The organism is Gordonia sp. SGD-V-85 (assembly GCF_001456905.1).
Lineage (GTDB): Bacteria > Actinomycetota > Actinomycetes > Mycobacteriales > Mycobacteriaceae > Gordonia > Gordonia hongkongensis.
The window spans coordinates 73,812-99,198 of record NZ_LNQO01000014.1 but is presented as its reverse complement, the minus strand read 5'-3'; the positions used below and the strand labels follow the sequence as shown (position 1 = coordinate 99,198).

The 25,387-nt window shown below is 69.6% G+C and carries 24 protein-coding genes and 1 pseudogene; 3 read left to right on the top strand and 22 right to left on the bottom strand.

What is annotated here, in order from left to right; translation table 11 throughout:
• Positions 1-8: 8 nt before the first annotated feature.
• The gene (locus tag AS181_RS16550) at positions 9-713 is read left to right on the top strand and encodes a hypothetical protein (protein WP_058252652.1); all 705 of its coding nucleotides are present in this window, start codon (positions 9-11) and stop codon (positions 711-713) included.
• On the opposite strand, the gene AS181_RS16545 is transcribed toward AS181_RS16550, so the two are convergent.
• The 9 genes from AS181_RS16545 to AS181_RS16505 form a co-directional block, all read right to left on the bottom strand.
• Positions 695-1,258, bottom strand: a complete 564-nt coding sequence (locus AS181_RS16545) for a hypothetical protein (protein ID WP_058252651.1) — start codon at positions 1,256-1,258, stop codon at positions 695-697. The genes AS181_RS16550 and AS181_RS16545 overlap by 19 nt on opposite strands.
• 5 nt (positions 1,259-1,263) lie before the next feature.
• Positions 1,264-1,689: a hypothetical protein gene (locus AS181_RS16540; protein ID WP_058252650.1), complete on the bottom strand. Its 426-nt coding sequence runs from the start codon at positions 1,687-1,689 to the stop codon at positions 1,264-1,266.
• Entirely contained in the window at positions 1,686-2,417 is a 732-nt protein-coding gene (locus AS181_RS16535; RefSeq protein ID WP_058252649.1) for a hypothetical protein, read from the bottom strand. The genes AS181_RS16540 and AS181_RS16535 overlap by 4 nt, the downstream gene beginning before the upstream one ends.
• A gap of 48 nt (positions 2,418-2,465) precedes the next feature.
• The gene (hemB, locus tag AS181_RS16530; protein WP_058252648.1) at positions 2,466-3,443 is read right to left on the bottom strand and encodes a porphobilinogen synthase; all 978 of its coding nucleotides are present in this window, start codon (positions 3,441-3,443) and stop codon (positions 2,466-2,468) included.
• Between the two features lie 110 nt (positions 3,444-3,553).
• Positions 3,554-5,245 (bottom strand): uroporphyrinogen-III synthase, encoded by a 1,692-nt coding sequence (locus AS181_RS16525; protein WP_058252647.1) that lies wholly within the window; start codon positions 5,243-5,245, stop codon positions 3,554-3,556.
• 49 nt (positions 5,246-5,294) lie between these two features.
• Positions 5,295-6,239: a hydroxymethylbilane synthase gene (gene hemC, locus AS181_RS16520; protein ID WP_058252646.1), complete on the bottom strand. Its 945-nt coding sequence runs from the start codon at positions 6,237-6,239 to the stop codon at positions 5,295-5,297.
• Positions 6,236-7,615 carry a glutamyl-tRNA reductase gene (locus AS181_RS16515; protein WP_058252645.1) on the bottom strand — a complete coding sequence of 460 codons (1,380 nt, stop codon included), beginning with the start codon at positions 7,613-7,615 and terminating at the stop codon, positions 6,236-6,238. The genes hemC and AS181_RS16515 overlap by 4 nt, the downstream gene beginning before the upstream one ends.
• Positions 7,612-8,418 (bottom strand): redox-sensing transcriptional repressor Rex, encoded by an 807-nt coding sequence (locus AS181_RS16510; protein WP_058252644.1) that lies wholly within the window; start codon positions 8,416-8,418, stop codon positions 7,612-7,614. The genes AS181_RS16515 and AS181_RS16510 overlap by 4 nt, the downstream gene beginning before the upstream one ends.
• 150 nt (positions 8,419-8,568) lie before the next feature.
• A complete protein-coding gene (locus AS181_RS16505; protein WP_058252683.1) occupies positions 8,569-8,823 on the bottom strand; it encodes a glutaredoxin family protein in 255 nt (84 codons plus the stop codon).
• Between the two features lie 179 nt (positions 8,824-9,002).
• On the opposite strand from AS181_RS16505, the gene AS181_RS16500 reads away from it, so the two are divergent.
• Positions 9,003-10,130: an HAD family hydrolase gene (locus tag AS181_RS16500; RefSeq protein WP_058252643.1), complete on the top strand. Its 1,128-nt coding sequence runs from the start codon at positions 9,003-9,005 to the stop codon at positions 10,128-10,130.
• A 32-nt stretch (positions 10,131-10,162) separates the two neighbouring features.
• On the opposite strand, the pseudogene AS181_RS16495 reads toward AS181_RS16500, so the two are convergent.
• The 11 genes and pseudogenes from AS181_RS16495 to AS181_RS16450 form a co-directional block, all read right to left on the bottom strand.
• Positions 10,163-11,852, bottom strand: a pseudogene (locus AS181_RS16495) (DUF222 domain-containing protein).
• A 383-nt stretch (positions 11,853-12,235) separates the two neighbouring features.
• Entirely contained in the window at positions 12,236-13,399 is a 1,164-nt protein-coding gene (locus tag AS181_RS16490; RefSeq protein WP_058252642.1) for a zinc-binding dehydrogenase, read from the bottom strand.
• Between the two features lie 71 nt (positions 13,400-13,470).
• A complete protein-coding gene (locus AS181_RS16485; protein ID WP_171011610.1) occupies positions 13,471-14,646 on the bottom strand; it encodes a lysophospholipid acyltransferase family protein in 1,176 nt (391 codons plus the stop codon).
• A 192-nt stretch (positions 14,647-14,838) separates the two neighbouring features.
• Entirely contained in the window at positions 14,839-15,891 is a 1,053-nt protein-coding gene (locus AS181_RS16480) for an NAD-dependent epimerase/dehydratase family protein (RefSeq protein ID WP_058252640.1), read from the bottom strand.
• Between the two features lie 97 nt (positions 15,892-15,988).
• The gene (locus AS181_RS24625) at positions 15,989-16,090 is read right to left on the bottom strand and encodes a 30S ribosomal protein bS22 (protein WP_003402602.1); all 102 of its coding nucleotides are present in this window, start codon (positions 16,088-16,090) and stop codon (positions 15,989-15,991) included.
• 293 nt (positions 16,091-16,383) lie between these two features.
• Positions 16,384-16,617 (bottom strand): helix-turn-helix domain-containing protein, encoded by a 234-nt coding sequence (locus AS181_RS16475; protein ID WP_004019963.1) that lies wholly within the window; start codon positions 16,615-16,617, stop codon positions 16,384-16,386.
• Positions 16,618-16,805: 188 nt separating this feature from the next.
• Positions 16,806-17,666 carry a pyrroline-5-carboxylate reductase gene (gene proC, locus AS181_RS16470; RefSeq protein WP_058252639.1) on the bottom strand — a complete coding sequence of 287 codons (861 nt, stop codon included), beginning with the start codon at positions 17,664-17,666 and terminating at the stop codon, positions 16,806-16,808.
• A gap of 6 nt (positions 17,667-17,672) precedes the next feature.
• Positions 17,673-18,530 carry a thioesterase family protein gene (locus AS181_RS16465; RefSeq protein WP_058252638.1) on the bottom strand — a complete coding sequence of 286 codons (858 nt, stop codon included), beginning with the start codon at positions 18,528-18,530 and terminating at the stop codon, positions 17,673-17,675.
• Positions 18,531-18,568: 38 nt separating this feature from the next.
• Positions 18,569-19,471 (bottom strand): sugar phosphate isomerase/epimerase family protein, encoded by a 903-nt coding sequence (locus AS181_RS16460; RefSeq protein ID WP_058252637.1) that lies wholly within the window; start codon positions 19,469-19,471, stop codon positions 18,569-18,571.
• 52 nt (positions 19,472-19,523) lie between these two features.
• Positions 19,524-21,260: a hypothetical protein gene (locus AS181_RS16455; protein ID WP_058252636.1), complete on the bottom strand. Its 1,737-nt coding sequence runs from the start codon at positions 21,258-21,260 to the stop codon at positions 19,524-19,526.
• A gap of 54 nt (positions 21,261-21,314) precedes the next feature.
• Positions 21,315-22,292, bottom strand: coding sequence for a Ppx/GppA phosphatase family protein (locus AS181_RS16450; RefSeq protein WP_175404346.1), 978 nt, complete (start codon positions 22,290-22,292; stop codon positions 21,315-21,317).
• A gap of 54 nt (positions 22,293-22,346) precedes the next feature.
• On the opposite strand from AS181_RS16450, the gene AS181_RS16445 reads away from it, so the two are divergent.
• A complete protein-coding gene (locus AS181_RS16445) occupies positions 22,347-23,207 on the top strand; it encodes a hypothetical protein (protein ID WP_058252634.1) in 861 nt (286 codons plus the stop codon).
• Between the two features lie 27 nt (positions 23,208-23,234).
• On the opposite strand, the gene AS181_RS16440 is transcribed toward AS181_RS16445, so the two are convergent.
• Positions 23,235-23,921, bottom strand: coding sequence for a response regulator transcription factor (locus AS181_RS16440; RefSeq protein ID WP_058252633.1), 687 nt, complete (start codon positions 23,919-23,921; stop codon positions 23,235-23,237).
• Positions 23,918-25,330: a sensor histidine kinase gene (locus AS181_RS16435; RefSeq protein ID WP_058252632.1), complete on the bottom strand. Its 1,413-nt coding sequence runs from the start codon at positions 25,328-25,330 to the stop codon at positions 23,918-23,920. Before AS181_RS16435 ends, AS181_RS16440 begins: the two co-directional genes overlap by 4 nt.
• Between the last annotated feature and the right edge of the window lie 57 nt (positions 25,331-25,387).

Here is a 25,387-nt window from a genome sequence, read left to right as displayed (position 1 = left end):
GAGTTCTCATGAACGCACTACCCGACCTCATCACGACCCCGTTCCGCTGGCTGGCCGCCCTCAGACACGCCCGGGTGTTCCACCCCGACGGTCTGCTGTGTGGGGGCGCGGCCGCGCTGTCAGCTGACCACCCACTCCCCTTCCACAGCGGCCCGGTGTCGGTGCGGGTGTCCAAGGGCATCGGCACACCCGGCGGCCTACCAGACATCGTCGGCCTGGCCATCCGCTTCCCGTCGACCGACCCCGGCGCCGTTGGCGGCGGCGGGGTGTCGCCGTCGACCAACGCCACCGGCGCGTGGGATCTTTTGCTCGCCGGCCCGGCGCCGCTCGACGGCCGATTGCCCGTCCCGCTGCCGACGACGCACTGGGCCACCGCGGTGTCGAGCCTGACGCCGTACCGGTACGACGGCGACCTCTACTGGATTCGGGCCCGCATCCTCGAACCGTCGGACTCCTCGGGCCTGTCGATCGAGGACCTGGCCGGCCGTCTCCGCCGCAACCAACCGATCGTGATCGTCCTGGAGGCCGGCGCCGGACGGTTCGTGCCGGTCGTCCGGATCGAACTCGACCGTGTCCTCACCGGACTCGACGTCGATTTCGACCCCATCCTGCACCGGCCCGAGGGCGTCGAGTTCGCCCCGTCGTGGCTCGGGGATCTACGACGCCGCGCCTACCGCGACAGCCGGGCGGGGCGTCACTCCGTGGTGTCCTGATCCTCCGAGGACGGTTCCGTCCTCGACGTCCCCCGAGGCGGTAGCCCCAGCCGGACGGCCTCGTGCGCCTGCGTGAGCTCGCTGCGCAACCGCTCGACGTCGCGGGCCCACGCCTGGGCGATCCGCCCGGAGGTCAGCTGCACACCGATTCCCTTGCGGCGGCGCGGTACACCGTGCAGCTCGCCCAACGCGGACGCACTCTCCCAGTCCTCGGGGGTGTGGCTGTGATTGGGCGGGAAGATCTTCGCGATGTCGGCCAGCGGCGTCGTGACGGCACCCTGGCGGAGCGTGGTCTCGGTGAGCTCGACGCTGACATGCCGACGGGCTGCCGACACCTGCACGAGCGAGAACCCCAGCAGCAGCACGAAGAAGATCGCCAGCACCGGCCAGTGCACCTGACCGGGCCCGGCGATCTCCATCGCGAGGACCGCGCCCACCAGGACCGGACCGATCAGCACCACCCACCAGCTGCCGCCGGACTCGGCGAACAGCACCTCGCCCGCCGGCTCGACGGGGTCGTGACCTTCGGGATCGTCGTCGGTCATGTGCCCTACTTGCGCGATCGCGGCGTCTTGGGCTCCGGCTCCTTGCCGGTGTACCAGGTCTCGGCGGGCGGACGGTAGGCGAGCAACGACCCGAACAAACCGATGAGGCCCGCGAGCAACGGGAACGCGAAGAAGTTCATCCCCAGGCTCAGGAACAGCAGCATGGCCACGACGACCAGGGTCAGTGCCGCCAGCGACGACCGCCACCGCACATCGCCGGTGTAGGCCTTGCTGCCCAGCAGGATGTACCCGACACCCACGACGGCGACCATGGCGCCGAGCACCCCGGACGTGACGGTCCCGGTGTCGCTGGCCGCCGACACGACGATGACCAGTGCACCGAGCGCGATCAGCAGTGCGCCGGAGGTCAGCCAGCACCGGTAGGCCCAGACGACGAGTTTCGGACGCAGCGCCGGATCAGGACTTGTCACTGGTTCTTCGGTCCTTCGTTCTGGTTGTCGGTGCCCCGGTTCTCCGGATGCGGCTTGTCGAGGTGAACGGGCTCGGATCGGGCGTCGTCGGAGTACGGGCCGGGCGCGCCGCGATGATCGCTGTCACCATACGGCCTGTTCTGGCCGTACGGGTTCTGGCCGTACGGGTTCTGGCCGTACGGGTACGGGGGTGACGGCGGGTGGACCGGCTGCGGCTTCCGCGCTGCGGCCATCTCCCGGCAGTACTTTTCCGAGTCCCCGCGCATGAGGAGCACGGTCGCACCGAGCGCCGCGACGCCGCTGATCACCTGCGGGACCATCGCCCACGCCGGCGACGTGTCGCCACCGAACAGCGAGAAGAGCAGGCTGACCACGACGTAGACACCCATCGCCGACAGCACGATCCGCGCCCAGTTGTAGCCCTTACGGGTGAACCAGACGACCAGTGCCGTGATCGCGGTGAGGAACAGCGACGTCACGACCAGCACACCGACCACGAACCCCGACGAGGTCATGAAGTCGATCTGCTCGGGCGGGACCCCTTCCTGCGGAGCGGAACTCACCTGATCGCGGATCATGTCGACGAAGGTGCCGGTCTGCGCGAACATCGCCACGATCTGCCCGACGATCACCACCACCCAGAGCTCGACGGCGATGGAGATGGAGTCGGGGATCTTCGGTCGCGACGGCGCGCCGGGGACGGACGCGGGGTCGTACGGTGCGGACATGGGACCAGCCTAGTGAACGGGCATCACCACGAGCCCTACACGCTCAGGTCAGGACAGGCGCTGCGCCACCTCGGCCGCCCAGTAGGTCAGGACAATCGACGCACCGGCCCGTCGGATGGCGGTCAGCGATTCCAGGATCGCGGCATCCCGGTCGATCCAGCCGCGTTCGGCGGCGGCGGAGATCATCGAGTACTCGCCGCTGATCTGGTAGGCCGCGACCGGCACGTCACTCATGTCGGCGACGTCGCGCACGATGTCGAGGTAACTCATCGCCGGCTTCACCATCACGATGTCGGCGCCCTCCTCGAGGTCGAGCCGGACCTCGCGCAGCGCCTCGACCCGGTTGGCCGCGTCCTGCTGGTACGTGCGCCGGTCGCCCTGCAACGACGAGCCGACCGCCTCGCGGAACGGGCCGTAGAACGCCGAGGCGTACTTCGCGGCGTAGGCCAGGATCCCGGTGTCGGTGAAGCCCGCCGCGTCGAGGGCGGCCCGGATCGTGGCGACCTGGCCGTCCATCATCCCGCTCGGCCCGAGCAGATGCGCACCCGCCCGCGCCTGCGCCAGGGACATCGACACGTAGCGTGCGAGGGTCTCGTCGTTGTCGACGCGACCCCGACCGTCGACGACGCCGCAGTGCCCGTGATCGGTGAACTCGTCGAGGCATGTGTCGGCCATCAGGACCGTGGCGTCCCCGAGATCGTCACCGAGGGTGCGCAGAGCCCGGTTGAGGATTCCGTCGTCGGCATCCGCACCCGACCCGGTGGCGTCCTTGTCCTCGGCGCGCGGCACCCCGAACAGCATGAGCCCGCCGACACCGGCGTCGACGGCCTCGGCCGCGGCGGTCCGCAGCGAATCCATCGTGTGCTGCACGACGCCCGGCATCGACGAGATCGGAGCCGGGTCGTCGATGCCGTCGGCGACGAACATCGGCAGCACCAGATGTCGCGGCTCCAGCGAGGTCTCGGCGACCAGCCGGCGCATGGCCGGGGTGGTGCGCAGTCGTCGGGGCCGGATCACGGGTGGCATGGGTCTCCTTCGTCTCACGGGCCCTTCGAGGCTCGTCGCTATCGCTCCTCGCACCTCAGGGAGCAGGAGCCTCGGCTTTCGCTCCTCGCACCTCAGGGAGCAGGAGCAGCTCAGGAACGCGAGCGGCGAGACTTCTTGCGCGGGGGCGGAAGTGCGCCCTCGGCCCGAAGTCGGGCGGCGTGCTCGGCGAGCGCGTCGACGAGTTCGAGCACCGATGCGTTCTCCGGCTGAACATCCACCCGGAGGCCGAATTCCGTTGCGGTCTCGGCGGTCTTGGGCCCGATGCACGCGACGATGGTGCGCGCGTGCGGCTTTCCGGCGATGCCCACGAGATTGCGCACGGTCGAGCTGGAGGTGAAGCAGACCGCGTCGAAACCACCGGTCTTGATCATCTCGCGGGTCTCGGCGGGCGGCGGCGCGGCGCGCACGGTGCGGTACGCGGTGACGTCGTCGATCTCCCAGCCGCGGTCGCGCAGTCCCTCGGACAGTGTCTCGGTCGCGATGTCGGCGCGCGGCAACAGAACTCGGTTCACCGGGTCGAAGACGTCGTCGTAGGGCGGGAAGTCCTCGAGGAGACCGAGCGAGCTCTGCTCACCCGACGGCACGAGTTCGGGGTTGATGCCGAAGGAGCGCACCTTCTCGGCGGTGGCCTCACCGACGCAGGCGATCTTGACGCCGGAGAACGCCCGGGCGTCCAGCCCGAACTCGGCGAACTTCTCCCACACCGCGCGCACCGCGTTGGTGGAGGTGAACACCACCCACTGGTACCGCCCGTCGACAAGACCCTTGACGGCGCGTTCCATCTGCGCGGGGCTCCGCGGCGGCTCGACCGCGATGGTCGGCACCTCCTTGGGCATCGCACCGTGGCTGACGAGGCGTTCGCTCATGTCGCCGGCCTGGTCCTTCGTCCGCGGCACCAGGACGGTCCAGCCGTACAGGGCGCGCGACTCCCACCACGACAGCTTGCCGCGCGCACCCACGACCTTGCCGACCGTGACGATCAGCGGACCGGTGAGCGCGTTGCCCTGCTCGTTGAGCGTCGCGAGCGTGGCCTCGATGGTGCGCTGCGCACAGGTGGTGCCGTTGATGGTGATGGCGGCCGGGGTCTGGGGGGCCATGCCGTGCTCGGTGAGCGCGCTGGCGGTCTCGGCCAGGTGGCCCGATGTCGCGTGCAGCACCAGCGGGCCGGGGGCGGCGGCCAACGCGGCCCAGTCGACCTCGCCGCGCACGTCGGCCTCGGTGTGGGTGGAACCGAGCGGCATGCCGGCGTAGCTCGGGACCACGGATGCGGCGGGCAGGCCCGGCAGCACCTCGAAGGTGACCGTCGTACGGGCGACGGCGTTGACCTCGGCGAGGACCGAATCGGTGGTCAGCGGATCGCCGGCGACCACGCGCACGACGTCGTCGCCGTTGCGGGCCGCGGCCACGAGAGTTTTGGCGACCTCGGCCGGATCGCCGAGCGCCGGCCGGACCACCGACTCCTCGTCGGTCTGCCCGGCATCGGTCGCGCCGGCCTCGCCACCGGCGGCCTGCGAGTCGTCGGCCGATGCGGCGGGCGTCGACGCGGCGTCGTCAGCGGGTTTCTCGGCCTTCTTGGTGGATCGGCGAGTGTCGGCGGCGGGTTCGTCGCGATGCGCACTGCCGATCAGCGACACCACCGGCGCGGGTACATCGGGGTCGATGTAGGCGGTGGTCGCGTTGGTGATCACGGTGCGTGCCCGCACGGTGAGCAGGTCTGGGTCCCCTGGACCCGACCCCACGAACAGGATCCGTCCGGGATTTGCCTTCTTCGTACGGCTCATGGGTTCGCACTCTCCTGCCCTCTCGGCGAGGGCTGCAGTTCGTTCTCTGCTAGGGAGAGTTGACGAGGTCGCCCGCTCCCAGCTCCAGCAGTTCGGCGGCGAGGTCCTTGCCCAGCTGAACGGCACGATCGACCGGACCCACCACCGAAGCGCGGATCACGTCCGACCCGTCCTCGGCCGCCACCGCCGCACGCAACGACAGTTCGGCGAAGATGCGCCCGTCCTCGTCGATCGACTCGACCACCTCGGCGATCGCACCGACCGGTGCGGTACATCCGGCTTCGAGAGCCGCGAGTACCGCCCGTTCGGCCTCGATGGCCGCGCGGGTGGACTGGTCGTCCAACTCGGCGAGAATTCTCACCAGTTCGGCATCGTCTGAGCGGCACTCCACAGCGAGTGCACCCTGCGCCGGCGCCGGCAGCATGACCACCGGTTCGAGCGCCTCGGAGACCACGTCGGTCCGTCCGATCCGCACGAGTCCGGCGCGGGCGACCACGACTGCGTCGAGTTCGCCGCTGGCGACTTTGCCCAACCGAGAGTCTAGGTTGCCTCGTAGGGGGCGGATTTCCAAACCGAGACCCAGTGCTCTAAGCTGCGCGGCCCGCCGCGGGGCCGAGGTACCGATCACCGAGCCGGGCGGCAGTTCGCCGAGCACCATTCCGTCGCGTGCGACCAGCGCATCCCGGGGATCGACGCGCGGCGGGACGGCCGCGATCGTGAGGTCGTTCTCGGGGGCGGTCGGGAGGTCCTTGTACGAGTGCACCGCGACGTCGACCTCGTTGTTCCGCAGCGCGACGCGGATCGCCGTGGTGAACACCCCGACGCCGATCTCGGTGACGGGGGCCGCCGAGGCGTCACCGGCGGTCTTGATGATGACCAGTTCGGCGGGATGTCCGGCGGCGGTCAGGGCGTCGGCGATGGTCTGCGACTGGGTCCGGGCCAGCAGCGAGCCCCGCGTACCGATCCGGATCGGCGCGGTGGAGGGTTCGCTCATCGGTCACCCAGATCGCCGGCCACCTCGCCCGAAGGCAGGCCACCGAGATGGTCGGGAGCCGAAACCGCTTCGGCAGCACCGGGTTTGAGTTCGAACAGCTCGCGCAGCGCCTCGGCGTAGTGATCCCCGTTGGGGGTCGAGGCGAGCTGCTTGACGCGCACGGTCGGTGCGTGCAGCAGCTTGTCGACGACGCGGCGGACGGTCTTGGCGACCTCGTCGCGCTGTGCGCCCTCGAGGTCGGGCAGGCGGGTCTCGAGGCGCAGGATCTCCGCCTCGACGACGTCGGCCGCGCGCTGGCGCAGGGCCGCGACGGTCGGGGTGACCTCCGCCTGACGCTGGTGCGTGAGGTAGTCGGCGAGCTCGGCGGCGACGATCGACCGGGCGGCGAGGGTGTCGTTCTCGGCAGCCTGGGTCTCGGAGTCGCCGCGCAGTCCCTCGATGTCGACGATGTGCACGCCGGGCAGGCGGGCCGCGGCGGGGTCGACGTTACGCGGGAGCCCGAGGTCGCAGATGACGAGCGGTGCTGCGTCCCCGGTACGGGCCGCGAGTGCCGAGTGCACCGACCCGACGCCGACGACCGCACCGATCGCGCCCGTACACGTGACGACGACGTCGGCCGTGGCCATCGCCTCCGGCAGGTCGTCGAGCCCGACGCCGCGGACGCTGATGCCGTGGTTGGCGGCGATGTTGCCCGCGAGGTGGTCGGCCTTGTCGACGGTCCGGTTGACGACGACCATCTCGGTCACGCCCTCACGGGCCAGCTGCGCGGTCGCCAGACCGCCCATGGCGCCGGCACCGACGACCACCGCGCGGCGCAGGCGATGCGCGCCCGTCGCGGGATCGGCGAGCAGCGACTTCGCACGGTGCAGCGCGACGGAGACCACGGAGGCACCCGCGCGGTCGATGCCGGTCTCGGTGTGCACGCGCTTGCCGACCCGCAGCGCCTGCTGCGCCAGCTCGTGCAGCACTCGTCCGGCGGAGTCGTTGGCGTCGGCGCTGAGGTAGGCGTTGCGGATCTGACCGAGGATCTGCTGCTCGCCGACGACGAGCGAGTCGAGGCCCGCCGCGACGGTGAAGAGATGCTCGACGGCGGCCTCGGAGTAACGGACGTAGGCGTGGCGGGTCATCTCGTTGACGGTCATGCCGGAGTGGTCGCCGAGGACCGAGCCGACCGCCTCGAGCGCCGGGTGGAAGGCGTCGACGACGGCATAGATCTCCACGCGGTTGCACGTGGACACGAGCATGGCTTCGGAGATCGCCCGCGAGGAGAGCAGTTCGTCGATCAGTTTGGGGCGGTCGTGGTCGGAGACCGCCAACCGCTCGAGCACCTCGACGGGAGCACTGCGGTGCGATACCCCGAACAACAGAACACTCACGCTGTCACCGTTTCTTCACCCATCACATTTCCCTGGTGTCCGGCACTTCCCCGGTGCCCCCGCGTCGGCTTCGCCTCGCGCGCCTCCTTGACGTCGTCGCGCGGCCCGCGAGAGGCCTGGAAAGCCAACACCTGTAGTTCCAAGGCTAGATCAACTTGTCTGACGACAACATCCGACTCCGCCGCAAGCGACACGGGCGTGACGTTGAGCACCTGCCGGACACCCGCGGCCACGAATGCATCGAAGACGCGTCGGGCGTCGTCGTCGGCGGTGGCGATCACCGCGATCTCGACGGCCGGGACCACCTGTGCGCAGACGGCGGCGATGTCGGTCAGCGGGGCGACCCGCGGGCCGCCCGGCTCGAGAACCGCGCCGGTCAGGGCCGGATCGGCGTCGAACATCGCGGCGACCCGGAAGCCGCGTCCGAAGCCGGCGTGCGACAGCAGCGCACGGCCGAGCGAGCCGGCGCCTGCGAGCGCGACGGTGTGGATGCTGTCGGTGTGCAGCGTCATCGAGATCCGGGCGGTCAGCTTGCCCACGTCGTATCCGACGCCGCGCACGCCGTTGGCGCCGACGTAGGAGAGGTCCTTGCGCAGGATGGCCGGGTTGACCCCGGCTGCCGTCGCGAGCTCGCCGCTCGACGCCAGCAGGATGCCCCGACGACTGAACGAGCGCAGTACGTGCAGGTAGGTGGCCAACCGAGCAACCGTGGGACCGGGGATGTCGGTGGCGGGGTCGTCGACCGGAGGGACGGCGGACGCAGGAGGGTCGGCGTCGGCCGACTTCGCACTCTCCGCGCCCACTCGCACTCCCACACATCTGCCGGCGTCACCAGACACCGGGACCCGACTCTGCCCGACCAAGGGAGGATATAACTTCCCTGTGAATCTGTTCACACGGCCCCTCGGGATCGGCCGTGCTGTGTTAGGCGTCTCGTCGAACGTGGGCGCCGATCACCGCCGCGCCGCGAGATCGGCCCGCAGACGCGGTTCGTCGACCTCCCAGTAGCTGTGCTCGTCACCGTCGAGGAGGACCACCGGGAGCCGGTCGCCGAACTCGGCGCGCACGTCCGGCCGACCCCCTTCGGCCGCCTCGTCGACGTCGACCTCGGTGAACTCCACGCCCATGTCGGCGCAGATCCGGGTCAGTTCGGAGCGGGCCGCCGCGCACGCCGCGCACCCCGCACGGGTCAACAGTTCCACCGTCATGCCGACCATCCTCCCAGCGCAGCGCCCGCGGGATCAGCCGGGTGACCCTCCCCCGCCGGCGGTGTGCGGTCCGTCACCGGGCGGGGGATCGAACGCCGGAGACCAGTCGCCCGGTTCCCAGGCGCACCACTAGGCTGTACCCGGCAAGCAGTGCTGGCGCTACGCGTGGGAGGTGGGCAGTGGGCGAGACCCCGGGCCCGGAAGACCGGCAGGACGACGAGACGCCCGACGACGCCGCACTTCTCCCGCCGAATCCGATGCAGGGCGACGGCCCGACGGGCGACGACTGGGAGGCCCACGCCGCGAGCGTGGAGTTCACCGACGACTTCGACGAGGACGCCGAACTCCACGAACTCGTCGACGACGAGTCCAACCGGGTCACCACCTGGATCTCCCAGCGGGCGACCGCCGCGACCGGCCGCTTCCGGCAGACGGCTCACGAACTCCGCCAGACCCTGGCCGGTGAGGCGAGCGCGAAGGCCGCCGTCGACTCGCTGCGTTCGCGCCCGACGGCCGAGATCCCGGGCGAACCGCGGCGCGATCTCACCGCGGCCGCCTTCTTCGACGTCGACAACACCCTGGTCCAGGGCGCGTCGATCGTGCACTTCGCTCGCGGTCTCGCCGCGCGGAAGTACTTCACCTACGGCGACATCATGGATTTCGCGTGGACGCAGGCGAAGTTCCGGATCACCGGCAAGGAGAATGCGCGCGACGTCGCGGAGGGCCGGGAGAAGGCGTTGTCGTTCATCGCGGGCAAGCCGACCTCCGAACTCGTCGAGCTCGGCGAGGAGATCTTCGACGACTACATCGCGGACAAGATCTGGCCGGGTACGCGGGCGTTGGCACAGCGTCACCTCGATGCCGGACAGCAGGTCTGGCTGGTGACCGCGACACCCGTCGAACTCGCGCAGACCATCGCCGACCGGCTGGGCCTCACCGGTGCGCTGGGCACCGTCGCCGAGAGCGTCGACGGGGTCTTCACCGGGCGGCTCGTCGGCGACATCCTGCACGGCCCCGGTAAGGCCCATGCGGTGCGCGCGCTCGCGATCCGCGAGGGGCTCAACCTCAAACGCTGTACGGCGTACTCGGATTCGCACAACGACGTACCGATGCTGTCGCTCGTCGGCCGCGCGGTGGCGATCAACCCCGACACCGACCTGCGCGACGTCGCCAAGGTCCGCGGCTGGGAGATGTACGACTTCCGCACCGCGCGCAAGGCCGCCAAGTACGGCGCCGGTACTGCGATCGTTCTCGGCGCCGCGGGCGGTGGCGCCGCAGCCGCGGCGCGGTTCCTGCGGCAGCGCTGATCGTTCGACGCCGACGGCCCTGGCTCCCCGGATCAGAAGGGCGGTGGGTCGATGCGGTCGAGTTCTTCGCGGGCTCGTTTGTTTCGGGCGCGTTCTTGTCGCCGGCGGGCCAGTTTGGCGTCCAGTCGGCTGTGCGTGCGCTCCGGGTTGACGGCGGTGATCACCCGTGGGGTGGGTGGGGCTTGGGCGGCTTGTTCGAACCGGATCCGCCGCAGGTTGGGGAAGGTGTCTTCGAGGGTTTCGGCGTCGCCGGGCAGGGTGACCCCTTCGGGGGTCGCGTAGTCGGTGACCAGGCGTCCGTCGTCGTCGCGGTATTGCACATCGACCCAGTCCCCGTGGGTTTTCAAGAGGTGACCGGGACGGCATTTGGTGTTGAGGTTCTCACTCGACGTCGCCCCACCGCGGGCGGGGTCGGTGTGGTCGTATTCGGTGACGTGGTCGAGATCGCAGGCGAATGCTGAACGGGTGCAGCCGGGTTCGGTGCAGTAGCCGTCCCGGACTCGCACGAAGTCGGCGCACGCCGTGGTGGGCCGGTATCCGTTGCCGGGGTGGGTGGCCGGGTAGACCACTGCGACACTCGCGGTGGTCTCGACGGACGGATCGGGTTCGGCTGCGTCCGTCTCGTTTTCGCCGCGGGTGCCGGTCGTGGCGGCGTCGGCTCGGGTGTCCTCGGCTGGTGCCGGGCGTTGGGCGGTCCGCCGCTGGTCGGCGTCGTTGGTGCTGGGGGGCGACGTAGGTGGGTTGGGTGCGGGCGGGGGTGACCGGGGACAGCGTGGCGTCGGGGCGGGCGGCGAGGTCACGGACGTGTTGGTCGCTGATGATGCCGTGTTCGTCGAGGAACCCGACCCCGGGTGCCCCGGCCAGGGTGGCGGCACCGGTGACCACATGGATCACGATCTCGGCGCGGACCGCGTCGAGGACATCGTGTGGGTCGGGGATGTCGGCGGTGCACGGCTCGTCGTCGTCGCATTGGCAGTCGAAGCTGGTGCGGGTCAACAGCGCGAACATCGCATCGGATCGTCGTATCCCCTGGGTGCGGCCATCTCGCTGACAGACCGTGTCGGCGAGGATGGCGACGGCTTTGGCCGAGATCCGCACGTTTTCCGCCGACATCACGGCGGTGAGTTCGGCGGTGCCGTCGGGCAGTTCGTGGGTCCACACCCCACGCTGATCCATCGCGTCTTGGCGGCGTTGGCGTACCGCGTCGGGGTCGTGGCGGAACACGAGGCGGTCGACCATGTCCCGCAGCCGCGCCCGATCCCACACACCTGTTCGGCGGCGCACAGTGTCGGCGATCTCGGCGTCCAACGCGGGGGTGATCGGGTCGTCGGTGGGGATCAGTTCGGTGCGGGAGATGATCAGCCGGATCTGCCACTGCGACAGGACCCCGTCACGCAGGGTGTCGGCGACCTCGGGGAGCCGATCCCGCAGCGCGATGGCCTCATCGATGAGGGTTTCGGCGTGGCGGCGGGACACCCCGGCCTGGCGGGCGATGCGGGCCGCGCAGTCAGCATGGCCGTCCATCACGAACCCGGACGCGCTGGTGGTGATCAGGCGGTCGGTCATCGCCGCGATCGTCTGATAGCGGTGCCAGGCGAGGTAGGACTCGCCGCGCCGGGTGGCGTCGAGGCCGGCCATCAACATGACCATGTCGGTCTCGGCGGCGTGGGCAGGATCGACCCCGGCGATGTACTCGCCCGGCAGATCGGTCCACGCCTTCACCACGCCCCCCGACGCCTGTCCACTCACCCGCTGCGACCAGGTGATCCGTTGAAAAACAATGTAAACCCGGCCACCGACAATTCCGGTTGAGTCTCCACAGGAGTGACATCGTTGTCGACGAAATAGATTCTGGGCGTTGCGGTGTGGTGCCGTCCGGGTTGGCGATGGCTGAGATCGTCGGGTCGCCAGGTGGTTTCGACACGGCGACTCGCCTAGCGGCTCGTTGCCGGCTCAACCAGCGGAGGGGCCGGCTCAACCAGCGGGGGGTGGGGGTGGTCGCCAGGTGGTTTCGACACGGCGCCTCGCTCCGCTCGGGGCCGGCTCAACCAGCGGAGGGGCCGCACAGTCGACGGGATCCGGCGCACGATCGACGAACCCTCCCCCTACAGCGAGTCCACCTCACTCATCGGGTCGATGAGGACCTTGGCGTGGTGTTCGGCGCCGCCGAGGGCATCGAACGCCGCTCCCACGCCGTCGAGGCCGACCGTCGCGGTGATCAGCGGTGCGACGTCGACCTTGCCGTCGGCCATCATGTGCAGCGTGTCGTGGAATTCGGCGGGGTCGTAGGCGAACACGAACCGCAACTCGTGTTCCTTGTTGAGAGCCATCGCCGGACGGAAGGTGTCAGGCTCCATGCACACCCCGACCACGACGATCCGCGACCGGAACGGCGCCTCGGTCACGATGTGCTCGATCATCCCGGGCGTCCCCACACATTCGAAGACGACGGGGCCCTTCGGTGTGGCACCCAGGCGGTCGGCCATGCGGAAGACCGAGGACCACGGCGCCAAGGGGATTCGCCGCAGCGTCCGCATGGCGTCGAACGCCGCGCCCAGCAGATCCTGGGCGCGAGTGATGTACTTGCCGACCTCGGCACACCGCTCGAACGGCGACGACGCCGCCGGGTCGACGACGATGTCGGCCCCTACGCGGTGCGCCAGCACCCGGCGGCCGGGTGACGGGTCGCTCGCGATGACCGTGCGAACTCCGTCGGCCTTCAGCATCGTGATGACGGCCAGCCCGATCGGGCCGCAACCCACGACGACCGCGACATCCCGGCGTCCCACCTCCCCGCGCCGGACCGCGTGATGGGCGACGGCCATCGGCTCGGTCAGCGCGGCATGCTCGGCGGGCAGGTTCTCCGGGATCTCGAAGGTCATGTCCTCCGACACCAGGACGAACTGGGCGTACCCGCCGGGCGCGGACTCCGACAGTCCGGTCAGGTGGGCGTCGGCGCCGTGCCGGATCATCGGGACCGACACCACCGGGGTCCCGGGAGCCCAGCGTTTACGGCAACCGGGCCCGTAGGAGACCACCTCGCCGGCGAACTCGTGTCCCATGACCACCGACTGCCCGGATCGCATGAATGCGTCGTAGCCGACCTCGGCGGACACCTGCGCCGTGGCATCGGCATGGACCCGGGCGTGCAGGTCCGAACCACAGATGCCCGCGCGGAGAACGCGGAGCAGTACCTGACCCTTGCCGGGCTCCGGGGTGGGGATCTCCTCGACCGTCAGCTCGCCCTGCCGGCACACGACTGCACGCATGCTCCATGAGTATCAGCTGACGGACCGGAACGGGCGTCGAACGCGCGCCACGCCCCCGCGCGACACCGAGCTCAGCCGAAGTAGACGCTTCCGCGCCGGCTCAGCATCCGGAAGAGGGTCTGCTGGATCTCTTCGCGCACGTGGTCGGTGAGATCGAAGACCACCATCGGGTCGTCGGCGGACGCCTCGTCGTAGGAGCCGGTCTCGATGGGCCGGCCGAAGTGGATGTGCCACTTCGACGGCAACGGCACCATGCCCAGCGGCCCGAGCCACGGGAACAGCGGGGTCACCGGGAAGTACGGCAGGCCGAGGATCTTGGCGAGCGGCTTGAGGTCGGCGAGCATCGGGTAGATCTCCTCGGAGCCGACGATCGACACCGGGATGATCGGCGCGGCGTTGCGCAGCGCGGTCGTCACGAACCCGCCGCGGCCGAACCGCTGGAGCTTGTAGCGGTCCTTGTACAGCTTGCCGATGCCCTTGTACCCCTCGGGCCAGACCGCGGTCAGCTCACCCGCGCGCAGCAGACGGTCGGCGTCGGAGTTGCACGCCAGCGTCGCACCGATCCGCCGCGCGACCTCACTGACGCCCGGCGTGTCGAAGGCCATGTCGGCGGCCAGGACCCGCAGGTACCGGCCCTCCGGGTGGTTGTCGCGCACGGCCAGCGAGGTGATCACGGCGTCGACCGGGATCGTGCCCGCGTGGTTGGCGACCAGGAGCGCCCCACCCTCGCGCGGCAGGTTCTCCACACCGGTGACCTCGACGCGGAACCACTTCTCGTAGACCTGCCGGATCGCCGGGAACCACACCGATTCGGTGAAGTGGGGATCGAATCCGAACTCGTCGACCTCGTACTCCCCCGCCATCCGTTCCCGGATGAACCCGGCGGTCGAGGTGAGGGTGTCGGCGACCGCGCCGCGCAGACCGCCCAGGCTGAACAGCGGACTCGATTTCGACGGACCGCGATGTTCGACGCCCAGCGCCTCGTCGGGAAGGGTGATCTCGTCGCTGATCGGGGTCACCTGCGCGGGCGCGCGGCCGAACCCATCGGTGTTGGGGTGTCCGAGCGTCGACGATCCCCGTTGCGCCGCTGCGCTTTTCGATCGTTCACGACCGACCTGCTGACTCGGATGGCGTCGGCGACCCGATTCCCGGACACCCCGGGCATCGGGACCCGTCGGCGATGTGTAGAGCTGAATGACTTTCGCGGTACGTGCATCTGTCGCTCCGCCACCTGCCAAAGTGCTCACCCCTAGCTGAGTCCTGGGTTCGAAATCCGGGCCGGGTCTGGGCTCGGGTTGCTGCCGGCACTCGGACCGCCGGGGCGAACGAGTCGCGGCGTAGGAGCGCTGGGCGCGATGTGGGTCTGGCGTCCAAGTCTAGAGGTTGCACCCACGTTGCGCATGCTCACGGCGACTTCGCCGCCATCATGACCCTGAATTTCACTGCAACTGGTGGGCGGCCGACACGACCCGTCGCTCGAACGATCTCCACGAATCGGACCCGATCACCGGCGTCACCCCGCTGCGTTCGATGAAGTCGTCCAACGTCTCCAGCGTCGTGTACCGCGGGACGAAGCCGAGTTCGGTCCGCATGCGGGTCGTGTCGAGCACCCGGCCGTAGGTGAGGAACTCCGTCTGCGACGACCGCAGCTTCGCCGACCGCAGGTCCTGGAACACCCCCGCGATCGGCGCCAGCAGACTGCTCGGAACAGGCAGTTCGATGTGCCCGACGCGTCGGATCGCCTGCGTGAGCGTCACCACGCCCTCGCCCGAGATGTTGTAGGTGCCGACCTTCCCGGCGAGGGTGACGTGCTCCATCGCCGCAAGCGCATCCTCCTCGTGCAGGAACTGCAGGCGCGGCTGGAATCCGATCACCGTCGGCACGACCGGCAGGGAGAGGTACGAACTCATCCGGGTGGTGATGCGCGGACCCAACATGGCCTGCGGGCGGACGATGGTGATGTCGATGTCCTGACGCCGCCGACCGAGGCCGCGGACGTAACCCTCGACGTCGAGTAGATCTCGACCGTATCCCCGCTTCGGCTCCCGGGGAGCGCGCGTCTCCTCGGCGAAGTGCGACGGGTCGCGGCTGCCCGCGCCGTACACCATGGCGGTGGAACGCAGCACGAGACGCTTCACCGATGGTGTGCGCTGGCAGGCCGCGCACACCTGCATCGCCCCGACGAGGTTGAACTCCTTGATCGCAGGGGAGTGCGGGGCGGTGTCGGCGATCGACGTCGCGGCGTGGACGACCGTGTCCACGTCATAGGCGGCGAGCGCCTTCGCGATCGTGGGACGCCGGATGTCCACCCGGAGGAACTCCGCTCGCCCCATCCGGCGGAGGAGATCCTTGCGCGGCACCCGCGAGTCCACGGCGAGCACCTTCTCGATGTCCGGATTGGCCGCGAGACGGGCCACCAGGTAGCCGCCGAGGAAGGTCGACGCCCCGGTGACCAGGACCACCCTGGGGGGTGCGGAGGTGGATTCGGCCATGCCCCGAGGCTATCGCCAGTCGGGCGTTCCGGCGCACCGAGGAGGCCCGAGACGACAAAAGGACCCGCCGTAGCGGGTCCTGATGCCGAAGAAAAGCCTATTTACCGAGTTTGCGACGCTGCACCCGGGTCCGACGCAGCAACTTGCGGTGCTTCTTCTTCGACATGCGCTTGCGGCGCTTCTTGATCACTGAACCCATCGGGGCGCTTCCTCACGATTGACACTGATGTACTTGTTCGGCCCTGGTCAGCACTTCAGCCGGGTACGGCGCCGGGAGCGAAGCGACGAGCGGCGGTGCGTCACGTAGGGCTCACCGGCGCATCCAGGTACGCGACCACCGAGCCTACCGGGCGGCACGCCGGATCGGGAAATCGCGATGGCCGACGAGCGGCAGCGGGGGACGCCCACACGCAAAAGGCCCCGTGACCGGCGTGGGCCGGTCACGGAGACCATTCGAAGGAACTGCTGTTCAGGCGTGGTGCGAAAGCCGGATCAGCCGGCGTCGAAGTACGACGTCTCCAGGTAGTCGTGGACCGCTTTCGCGTGCACACGGAACGAGCGTCCGACCCGAACCGCGGGCAGTTCGCCGTTGTGGACGAGACGGTAGACGGTCATCTTCGAAACGCGCATCAACGATGCAACCTCGGCGACGGTGAGGAACTGCGACGCCGAAGCCGCGTTGCTCACTGCGCCTGTCCTGTCACCAGGAGTGTCTGCAGGTGCCATGAATCACTCATACCTCCGGTGCACGCGTCGCGGCCGCAGGCTTCCCCTCCTGCGGACATCAGACACGCACGTGCTTAAAGAAGCTTAGCGTGGCAGATGTGAAAAAAGCGACGTGAGAGACCGGTATTTCTGAGATTCCTGTGACTCGACCCCAACATGCTGGGGTTTGTCGGCCGTTCGACCACAATTCATGGGGTGTCCGTGACGGCGTGTCCCTGCGCCAAACCCTCGACTTCCACTCGACGTCCGCCGCGGGCGCTGGCGGCCGCGCAGGCACGAGTCGCCTGGTAGACCGCGTGCCGCAGACCGTTGGCCTCGAACTCCCGGATCGCCTCGGCGGTGGTGCCGCCGGGCGAGGTGACGGCCGCACGCAGGTCGACCGCGGACAGCCCCGAGTCGCTCAGCAGGATGCCGGCGCCGCGAATGGTCTGCACCGCCATCTCCGAGGCCTGGGCACGGGTGAGCCCCAGGCCGACGCCGGCGTCGATCATCGCCTCGGCGAGCAGGAAGACGTAGGCCGGACCGGAACCGGACACCGCGGTGACCGCGTCCATCTGCTTCTCCGGCACGACCGTCACCCGGCCGACTGTCTGCAGGATCTTGACCACCGCCTGCAGCTGTTCGTCGCCGACGTACCGGCCGGCCGAGACCGCCGACATCGCCTCGTTGACGAGCATCGGGGTGTTGGGCATGACCCGGATGACGGGCGACCCGGCCTGCAGCGCGCTCTCGTAGCGCGACAGGGGCAGGCCGGCCACGAGGGTCACGGTCACCCGCTCGGATTGCGCGTTGTCCTCCGCCGAGGCGAGGATGCGCAGGATCGAGTCGACGTCGTCGGGCTTGATCGCCAGGAACACATACTGCGCCGACTCGGCCGCGCTCTTGACGTCGGTGACCAGCACGCCGTACTCCTCGGCGATCTCGGCGGCGCGGCTCTCCACCCGCTCGGCGACGACGAGGTCCTTGGTGGGGGTGCCTGCACCGATCAGACCGGCGAGCAGTGCCTCACCGATCTTGCCTCCGCCGATGATGGCGATGCGTTCGGACACGGATGTCTACCTTCCTGCGGGGATGAGGGCGAGCTGACGGGACTGTGCGACGACGGTCCCGGTCGAGTCCACCACGAGGTGGTCCTCCTCGAACATCCCGGGGCCGACCTCGGAACTCGTCGCGGCGAAACGCAGCCAGCCGGGCGCGGGATGGCGCCGGACGTAGGTGGTCAGCTGCACCGTGGGCGCCCATCCGAACAGTGCCAGGTTCATGACGACCGGGGGCGAGATGTCTCCGACCAGGACCGTGAAGTACTCGTCGGGTTCGACGCCCTTCGGCCGGATCCACCCACGGACGAGCGGCTCGCCGGTCTCGCCGCGGACGACGGGGAACGTCTCAGAGTCGAGGACCAGGTCGATGGCGGCGCCGAGGTGGTTGACCTCGGCGATGGGCGAACCGTCGAGCGGGATGCCGGTCGACGACGGTTCCACGGGCACGGAGTCGAGGACCGTGGGGCCGGAGTGGTGCGGCCGGCCGCTGTCGGGACGGGCCATCGTCACCGACGAGGACACCACGGTCCGACCGAGTTGCACGGCGTCGACCGACAGGACCGTGACGGTGCGCCCACGCTTGCGCACACTGATCACCAGGTCGACGTCCGCGGCATCGGGAGCGGTGAGGTAGTCGCTGGAGATCGCCACCGGGATCATCGCGGCCGCCGACTCGGCGAGCCGGTCGCCGTCCGGCGTGAGCGCGGTCAGCGCGGTCCGGGCCGCCTTCGCGACCACCATCTGCAGCGTGCCGCCGTGCACCTTGGGGCCGATCGTGAACGTCTCGTCGATGTGCGCCCGCAGGGTGATCGAGTCCGGACCGCCACGGTCGACCTCGGTCAGCTCCTGCACCTGGGTGATCTTGCTGGTCATCGTCCCGCCTTCGTCGAGGAGACCCGTCCCCCGACGAATCAGCTGCTCAACTGGCCGGTGGGCTCGGGGTGCAGCTCCCGTTTGAGATGCCGCCGCGCAAAATCTAGCGAACGGGCCAGCAGCGCGCTGCGCTCGGGTTTGGTGCGCGCGCTCCCCGTGGTGACCTCGAGCACAACCGCCCCGGCGAAGTCGCTCGCCGCGATGCGCCGGCACACCTCGGCGCAGGGCTGCGCCCCGTCGCCGGGGATCAGGTGCTCGTCGGTGGCGGCACCATTGCCGTCGGCGAGATGCAGGTGGTTGAGGCGCGAGCCCATCCGGTCGAGAAGAGCGAGGGCGTCGACGCCGGCGGTCGCGGTGTGCGAGAGATCGAGCGTGTAGTGCGCGTAGCCGTCATCGGTCGGATCGATCGACTTGCCGAACGCCGATGCCGCCAGACCGGGACCACCGCCGCGCTTGCTGAGTCGCCGGACCGAGGGCTCCCCTGCGCCGAACAGCCGGTCGGCCCGCATGGGAAACATGTTCTCCACGGCGACCGCGACCCCGCTGTCCGCCTCGAGTTCGTCGACGAGATCGTCGAAGGCGGCGACGTAGCCACGCTGCCACCGGAACGGTGGATGCACGACGACGGTCGACGCACCGAGATCCTCGGCCGCCTCCACCGCACGGGCCAGCTTCACGACCGGGTCGCGTCCCCACACCCGCTGGGTGATGAGCAGACACGGGGCGTGGATCGACAGCACCGGAACCTGATAGTGGTCCGACAGGTACTCGACCCGCCGGATGTCCTGGCTCAGAGCGTCACCCCACACCATCAACTCGACGCCGTCGAAGCCCAGTTCGGCGGCGTAGGCGAAGGCCGCCTCGGTGTTCTGGGGATACACCGACGCCGTCGACAGGCCGATCGGGATCTCGGCGGACGGACGCGGGAGGTCGGGTCTCATCCGGCCCGCCCGCTTCGCTCCGCTCCCGACGGGTTCATCGGTTCACACCGGCTCACGCGGCCAACAACACCAGCGGCCCGATGGTGACCAGCAGACCCACGCCGAGCGCGAGCAGCGTCGTCGGCAGGTCCTTGGTGCGCCGGACCACATGCGACAGCGTCACGATGCCGAAGATCACCAGGACCGCGAGCACCAGCGCGAAGTACGGATTCCAACGCCACAGTTCGGTGAAACCCCAGAACAGGCCGACACCGACCGCTAGGCCGACGATCGCCTGTCCGAACAACACCAGCCAGGCCTTCACCGGCGACTCCTCGGCGTCGTCGGTCCCCCGACCGTCCGGTGCCGGTGTGTCGACGGTGCCGGTCCGCTCGGCGGTCTCCGCGTCCGCGGCCGAATGCACGACGTCCGGTCCGGCGTGCTCCGCCGTGGCGGCTGCCGAGTCGGGATCGGCGTCGTCATCGGAGGTCTCGTCGATGTCCGTGGTGTCCTGCAGGGCATCGAAGTCCGCCGGGCCCTCGGGCTCGGCGGGACCCTCCGGCTCGCGCTCCTTCACCAGGTCGACCCGGTCCTCGTCGCCCTCGGAAGCGGACTCGATCGGTTCGATGGCCTCGGTCGGGTGGTCGTCGGTGGGGCGGTCGGCGGTCTGGAGACCCTCGGTCTCGTCCGAGCCGGTCCACCGACCGTCGGCCTCATGGGTCTCGGGGTGCGCCGCGGCGATCGCCGCCGTCGTCCCGCCCGCGGTCGCGGCGGCGGCCGCGGTGGCTGCCCAGTCATGTGTCGACTCGTTGCCGTCGGTGTGTGCGCCCGGGTGGTCGTCGGTGTGGCGATCGGGGTCGTTCCGGTCCCGGTTCTTGCCGCCGAAGAGCTTTCGCGCGAACCCGACGACACCCGACGGCCCCGTCTTCTTCGACGCCCCGATCTTGCGGGCCGGGCCCCCGGACCGGCCCTTGCCCCCCGGCCCGTCGTTCCCACTCTCCACGTCGGCGAAGTTGCGATAGGCGTCGAAGTCCATGACCTCGGAGAACCCGCCGTCGCCGCGCTCGCGGGGGCCGTCGGTTCCCGCATCGACCTCGGTCAGGTCGTAGGTGACCACGTCGTCGGAGTCGACGACCGACAGATCCGACCCGTTCTCACCCACCACCGGGATGATGCCGGTGACGGCGTTCGCCGACTCGTGGTCGACCGGAGCGGAATCTCGCGGCGGCGTCTGCCCGAGCCGACGTGCCACCGCCTCGGAGCTGAAGTCGCGCGTCGACATCGGCGGGACGGCTCCCTGGCCGTAACCGGGCATCCCGCTGGCGGTGCGGTTACCCGGCCGTGCCTGGTATTGCTGGTCGGCGCGCGGCCGGTCGACGACGGGCTGATCGTCGGCCGGGCGGCGCGGGACCGGGTTCGTCGAACGCGGGAACGGCGCGGCGGCCGCGGCCGGACGGTTCCGCGGGGTCGTGTCCCGCTCCGGGATACCGTTCTCCGCAGCAGTCGTTTCCGGAGCGGTCTTCTCCGGAGCTGCATTCTCCGGGGCCGCCGTCTCCGCAGGCGCGGTGCTCGCCGGTGGGGCAGCCGGTTCAGGCCGGGCCGCGGGCGCCGCGGAACCCTCTCCCGCGTCGGCGACCTTCGGGATCTCGCCGGTCAGCTCGGACACCGAGAACGATCCGTCCCGGCCGGCGCGTCGGCGGCCGCGGCCGTCACGGGTACGTGCCGGCGAGTCCCCCTGGGACCCCTGCGAGCGGGCGAGAAGTTCCGACACCGAGATGGGTCGGGATTCGGGCTCCGAATCCTTCGGCATGTAGTGGCTCTCCGTCCTCGTTCTCGAACGTTTGGGTCCGGGTCTACCAGGGTGTCAGCCGACGCCCTCGCGAACGCCCTGCACCGGTGTCGGCTCCAGCGCGTCGGCCTGCTCCGCGTCGAGTCGGCGCAGGATCACACCTTCCCGGAGTGCCCACGGACAGATTTCCAGTGTATCGACTTGCAACGCGCGCATCGCCGCCTCGGCGACCAGCGCTCCGGCGACCAGCTGGCCGGCCCGGTCCGAGCTGACGCCCTCGAGTTCGGCGCGATCGGCCTTGGTCATGCGGGAGATGAAGGAGATGAGCTGACGAAGCCCGCTCGTCGTCAGTTCGCGGCGCACCCGCGGTCCGGCGCTCGACGGCGCCGCGCCGGTCAGTCGGGCCAGGCTCCGGAAGGTCTTCGACGTGCCGACGCACAGATCCGGCGCACCGGGTGCGAGCAGCTGGGACGCGGGTGCGCGGAGCTCGGCGTCGAGCCAGTCGCGCAGCACTCCGACCCGCCGCCGGTCCGGCGGATCGTCGGGCAGCCACTCGCGGGTGAGTCGTCCGGCCCCCAGCGGCAGTGACAGCGCGACGTCGGGTTCCTCGTCGACGCCGTTCGACATCTCCAGGGAGCCGCCGCCGATGTCGAGAGCGAGGATGCGGCCGGCGCTCCAGCCACGCCAGCGGCGCACCGCCAGCGACGTCAACCTGGCCTCGTCGCGTCCCGACAGGACGAGCACGCGCACCCCGGTCCGCTGCTCGATCTCGTCGAGCAGGTCGTCGGAGTTCGTCGCATCGCGCACGGCCGACGTCGCGAACGCCATCATCTGCTCACAACCGGACGTCCGGGCGATATGGGTGAATTCGTCGATCGACTCGACGAGCTTGGCGACGGCGCGGTCACTCATCCGGCCGTCGGCGTCAATCTGTTCGGCCAGGCGCAGGACCGCCTTGGTCGAACTCATCGGGGTGGGGTGACCGCCACGATGGGCGTCGACCACCAGGAGGTGGACTGTGTTGCTGCCCACGTCGAGGACTCCTAAGCGCACGGGTCAACGGTAGTGCAGCCGCCTACACCGCCCGATCCCGGCTACCGTGTAAAGGTGACCGCCATTTCGCCGTCCGCGCCTCGCATCGATCCCGCGCCGGAGGTCGAACTCGACTTTCCGCGCGAATGGTACGAATTCGCCGATCCCGCCGACCCCGAGCACGTCATCCGGGCCGATCTCACCTGGCTGCTCTCGCACTGGACGTGTGTGTTCGGCACACCCGCATGTCAGGGCATCCTCCCGGGCCGGGAGACCGACGGGTGCTGCAGTCACGGCGCGTATCTGTCCGACAAGGACGATCGCAAGACCCTCGCCCGCGGCGTCGCGATGCTGACGCCCGAGGACTGGCAGTTCTACAAGAAGGGCTCCGGCAAGGATCCGGTCGGCCCGAAGGGGTACCTCGAGGAGAGCGACCTCGACGACGAGCCCGCCTTGAAGACGCGACTCCACAAGGGCGCGTGCATCTTTCTGAACCGACCCGGGTTCTCCGGCGGCGTCGGATGCGCGCTGCACTCGATGGCGCTGCGCAAGGGACTCGAACCGCTCACGGTCAAACCCGACGTGTGCTGGCAGCTGCCCATCCGTCGTGAGCAGGACTGGATCGAACGCCCCGACGGCACCCAGGTGCTCCAGACGACGATCACCGAATTCGACCGGCGTGGCTGGGGCGAGGGCGGCCACGATCTGAAGTGGTACTGCTCGGGTTCCCCCGACGTCCACATCGGGGCCAAGCAGGTGTGGGAGTCGTACGCACCCGAGCTCACCGCGCTGCTCGGCGAGGCCGCCTATGCGGCGCTGGCAGCGGCCTGCCGGCGCCGGAACGGGCTGGGGCTCATCGCGATCCACCCGGCGACGCAGGCCGCGACCGAGCGCCGCGAGACCGACGTCAAATACGAGCTGCAGCCCCCGGAGTAGTCCCCGGGGCGCCGCGGCCCGGCCGGCTCACGCCTCGAGCTTGTACCCGAGGCCGCGGACGGTGATGAGGTGCTTCGGATTCGCCGGGTCGGGCTCGATCTTCGAGCGCAGGCGCTTGACGTGTACGTCGAGTGTCTTGGTGTCGCCGACGTAGTCGACGCCCCACACCCGGTCGATGAGCTGACCCCGGGTCAGGACGCGGCCGGAGTTGCGCAGCAGATACTCGAGGAGGTCGAACTCCTTGAGCGGCAGGGTGATCGACGTTCCGTTGACCGACACGGTGTGTCGCTCGACGTCCATCCGGACCGGCCCGGCCTCCAGGATCCCGATCTCCAGACCGTCGTCGGGTACCTCCCCGCCGCGTCGCAGCACCGCGCGGATGCGGGCGATCAGCTCGCGCGCCGAATACGGCTTGGTCACATAGTCATCCGCGCCGAGTTCGAGGCCGACGACCTTGTCGATCTCACTGTCGCGCGCGGTCACCATGATCACCGGGACATTCGACCGGGTGCGCAAGGCCTTGCAGATCTCGGTTCCGGACATCCCGGGCAGCATGAGATCGAGGAGCACGATGTCGGGACTGACCCGATCGAAGGTCGGCAACGCCTGCGCGCCATCGGTGATGACGCTGGCCTCGAAGCCCTCTTTGCGCAGCAGGAAGGCCAGCGGATCCGCCAGCGATTCCTCGTCCTCGACGATCAGAACGTGGGTCAACTCTTGTTTCCTTCGGTGGGTCGGGCAGATGGGTCGTCACCCTCCGCGGAGGGAAGTGCGCGGGGCGGCGCATCGGGATCCGACAGCGCCTGCTGCGCTGCCGGCGGCCAGCCGGCGTCGGACAGATCCTCCGGAATGCACAGCGTGAAGGTCGAGCCGGTGCCGGGTTTGCTCCACAGGTTGATGGTCCCGCCGTGGTTGGCGGCCACGTGCTTGACGATGGCCAGTCCGAGTCCGGTGCCGCCGGTCATCCGGGACCGGGCCTTGTCGACCCGGAAGAACCGCTCGAAGACCCGCTGCTGATCCTCCGGCTCGATCCCGATCCCCCGGTCGGTCACCGCGATGGCGACCATCGGCCGCCCGTCGATCTTGATCACGCGGCGGCTGATCGAGACCACGGTGTCCGACGCCGAGTACGAGATGGCGTTCGAGATGAGGTTGTTCAGTGCGGTGAGCAGCAGCGGACGGTCGCCGCGGATGATGACGCCGATCGGACCGTCGGCGCGCAGTTCGATGGCCGCCGCCTCGGCGGCGAGCGTCGCCGCGGCCAGCGCGTCGTCGATGAGCGAGTCGACGTCGATGCAGGTGAACTCCGGTGTGACGCCGTCCTGGAGTCGGGACAACGCCAGCAGCTCGCTCACCATGTTGCCCATGCGCTTGGTCTCGCCGACGACGCGGCGACCGAAGTGCTGCACCGAATCGGTGTCGTCGGCCGACTCGAGCAACGCCTCGGCGAGCAGCCCGATCGCGCCGACGGGGGTCTTGAGTTCGTGCGAGACGTTGGCGACGAAGTCGCGCCGGGTGGCCTCCACGCGTTTGTGTTCGGTGTCGTCGAGTCCGTACGCGACGACATAGCGTTCCTCGCCCTGCGCGACGATCCGCGCGTGACAGCGCACGTGCTCGACACTGGGCCGGGGCGTCCGGCCGGTAGAGACGAAACCGAGACTCGACATCGGCGGGCTGAACTCGAAGCGCCGTTCGACGCCGGTGTCGAGCACTTCCTTCACGGCCTCCCACACCGGGTCGGCCAGCAGCATCTCGCGTACGAGCCCGAGTTCGACGGCCCGCTGGTTGTACAGCACGACGTCGCGGAACTCGTCGACCACGGCGATGGCGGTCTCGGTGTTGCGCACGACCATGCTCAACAGACCGGCCTTGGTCATACGGCCGTCGTCGGTGGTCGCCTGCACGTCGGAGTCACGGACCTCGGCCGAGGCCGGCACCTCACGGGGACCGAGGGTCGCCTCGGGAACGAATTCGGCGGCGGTGGATGCGGAACGACGCGGGATGCGATCGAGGAACGCGAACCCTCGGGACCGGTCCCGGTCCCGGGTGCGTCGACCGATCACGACACCGAGGCAGAGCGCGAGTACGAACGCGATCGTCGCGGCGAAGATTGCGGCGGTCACAGGGGCAGCTTACGGCTCGACCAACACCGAACGCACATCTGACGAAGGTGTTCGACA

Excerpts from the sequence above, each read along its gene's own strand:
- AS181_RS16480 (WP_058252640.1), bottom strand. The coding sequence starts at position 15,891 with ATGGCCGAATCCACCTCCGCACCCCCCAGGGTGGTCCTGGTCACCGGG.
- AS181_RS16475 (WP_004019963.1), bottom strand. The coding sequence starts at position 16,617 with ATGGCACCTGCAGACACTCCTGGTGACAGGACAGGCGCAGTGAGCAAC.
- AS181_RS16535 (WP_058252649.1), bottom strand. The coding sequence starts at position 2,417 with ATGTCCGCACCGTACGACCCCGCGTCCGTCCCCGGCGCGCCGTCGCGA.
- AS181_RS16525 (WP_058252647.1), bottom strand. The coding sequence starts at position 5,245 with ATGAGCCGTACGAAGAAGGCAAATCCCGGACGGATCCTGTTCGTGGGG.
- hemC (WP_058252646.1), bottom strand. The coding sequence starts at position 6,239 with ATGAGCGAACCCTCCACCGCGCCGATCCGGATCGGTACGCGGGGCTCG.
- AS181_RS16550 (WP_058252652.1), top strand. The coding sequence starts at position 9 with ATGAACGCACTACCCGACCTCATCACGACCCCGTTCCGCTGGCTGGCC.
- AS181_RS16465 (WP_058252638.1), bottom strand. The coding sequence starts at position 18,530 with ATGACCAGCAAGATCACCCAGGTGCAGGAGCTGACCGAGGTCGACCGT.
- AS181_RS16460 (WP_058252637.1), bottom strand. The coding sequence starts at position 19,471 with ATGAGACCCGACCTCCCGCGTCCGTCCGCCGAGATCCCGATCGGCCTG.
- AS181_RS16545 (WP_058252651.1), bottom strand. The coding sequence starts at position 1,258 with ATGACCGACGACGATCCCGAAGGTCACGACCCCGTCGAGCCGGCGGGC.
- AS181_RS24625 (WP_003402602.1), bottom strand. The coding sequence starts at position 16,090 with ATGGGTTCAGTGATCAAGAAGCGCCGCAAGCGCATGTCGAAGAAGAAG.
- AS181_RS16455 (WP_058252636.1), bottom strand. The coding sequence starts at position 21,260 with ATGCCGAAGGATTCGGAGCCCGAATCCCGACCCATCTCGGTGTCGGAA.
- hemB (WP_058252648.1), bottom strand. The coding sequence starts at position 3,443 with ATGCCACCCGTGATCCGGCCCCGACGACTGCGCACCACCCCGGCCATG.
- AS181_RS16505 (WP_058252683.1), bottom strand. The coding sequence starts at position 8,823 with ATGACGGTGGAACTGTTGACCCGTGCGGGGTGCGCGGCGTGCGCGGCG.
- AS181_RS16490 (WP_058252642.1), bottom strand. The coding sequence starts at position 13,399 with ATGCGTGCAGTCGTGTGCCGGCAGGGCGAGCTGACGGTCGAGGAGATC.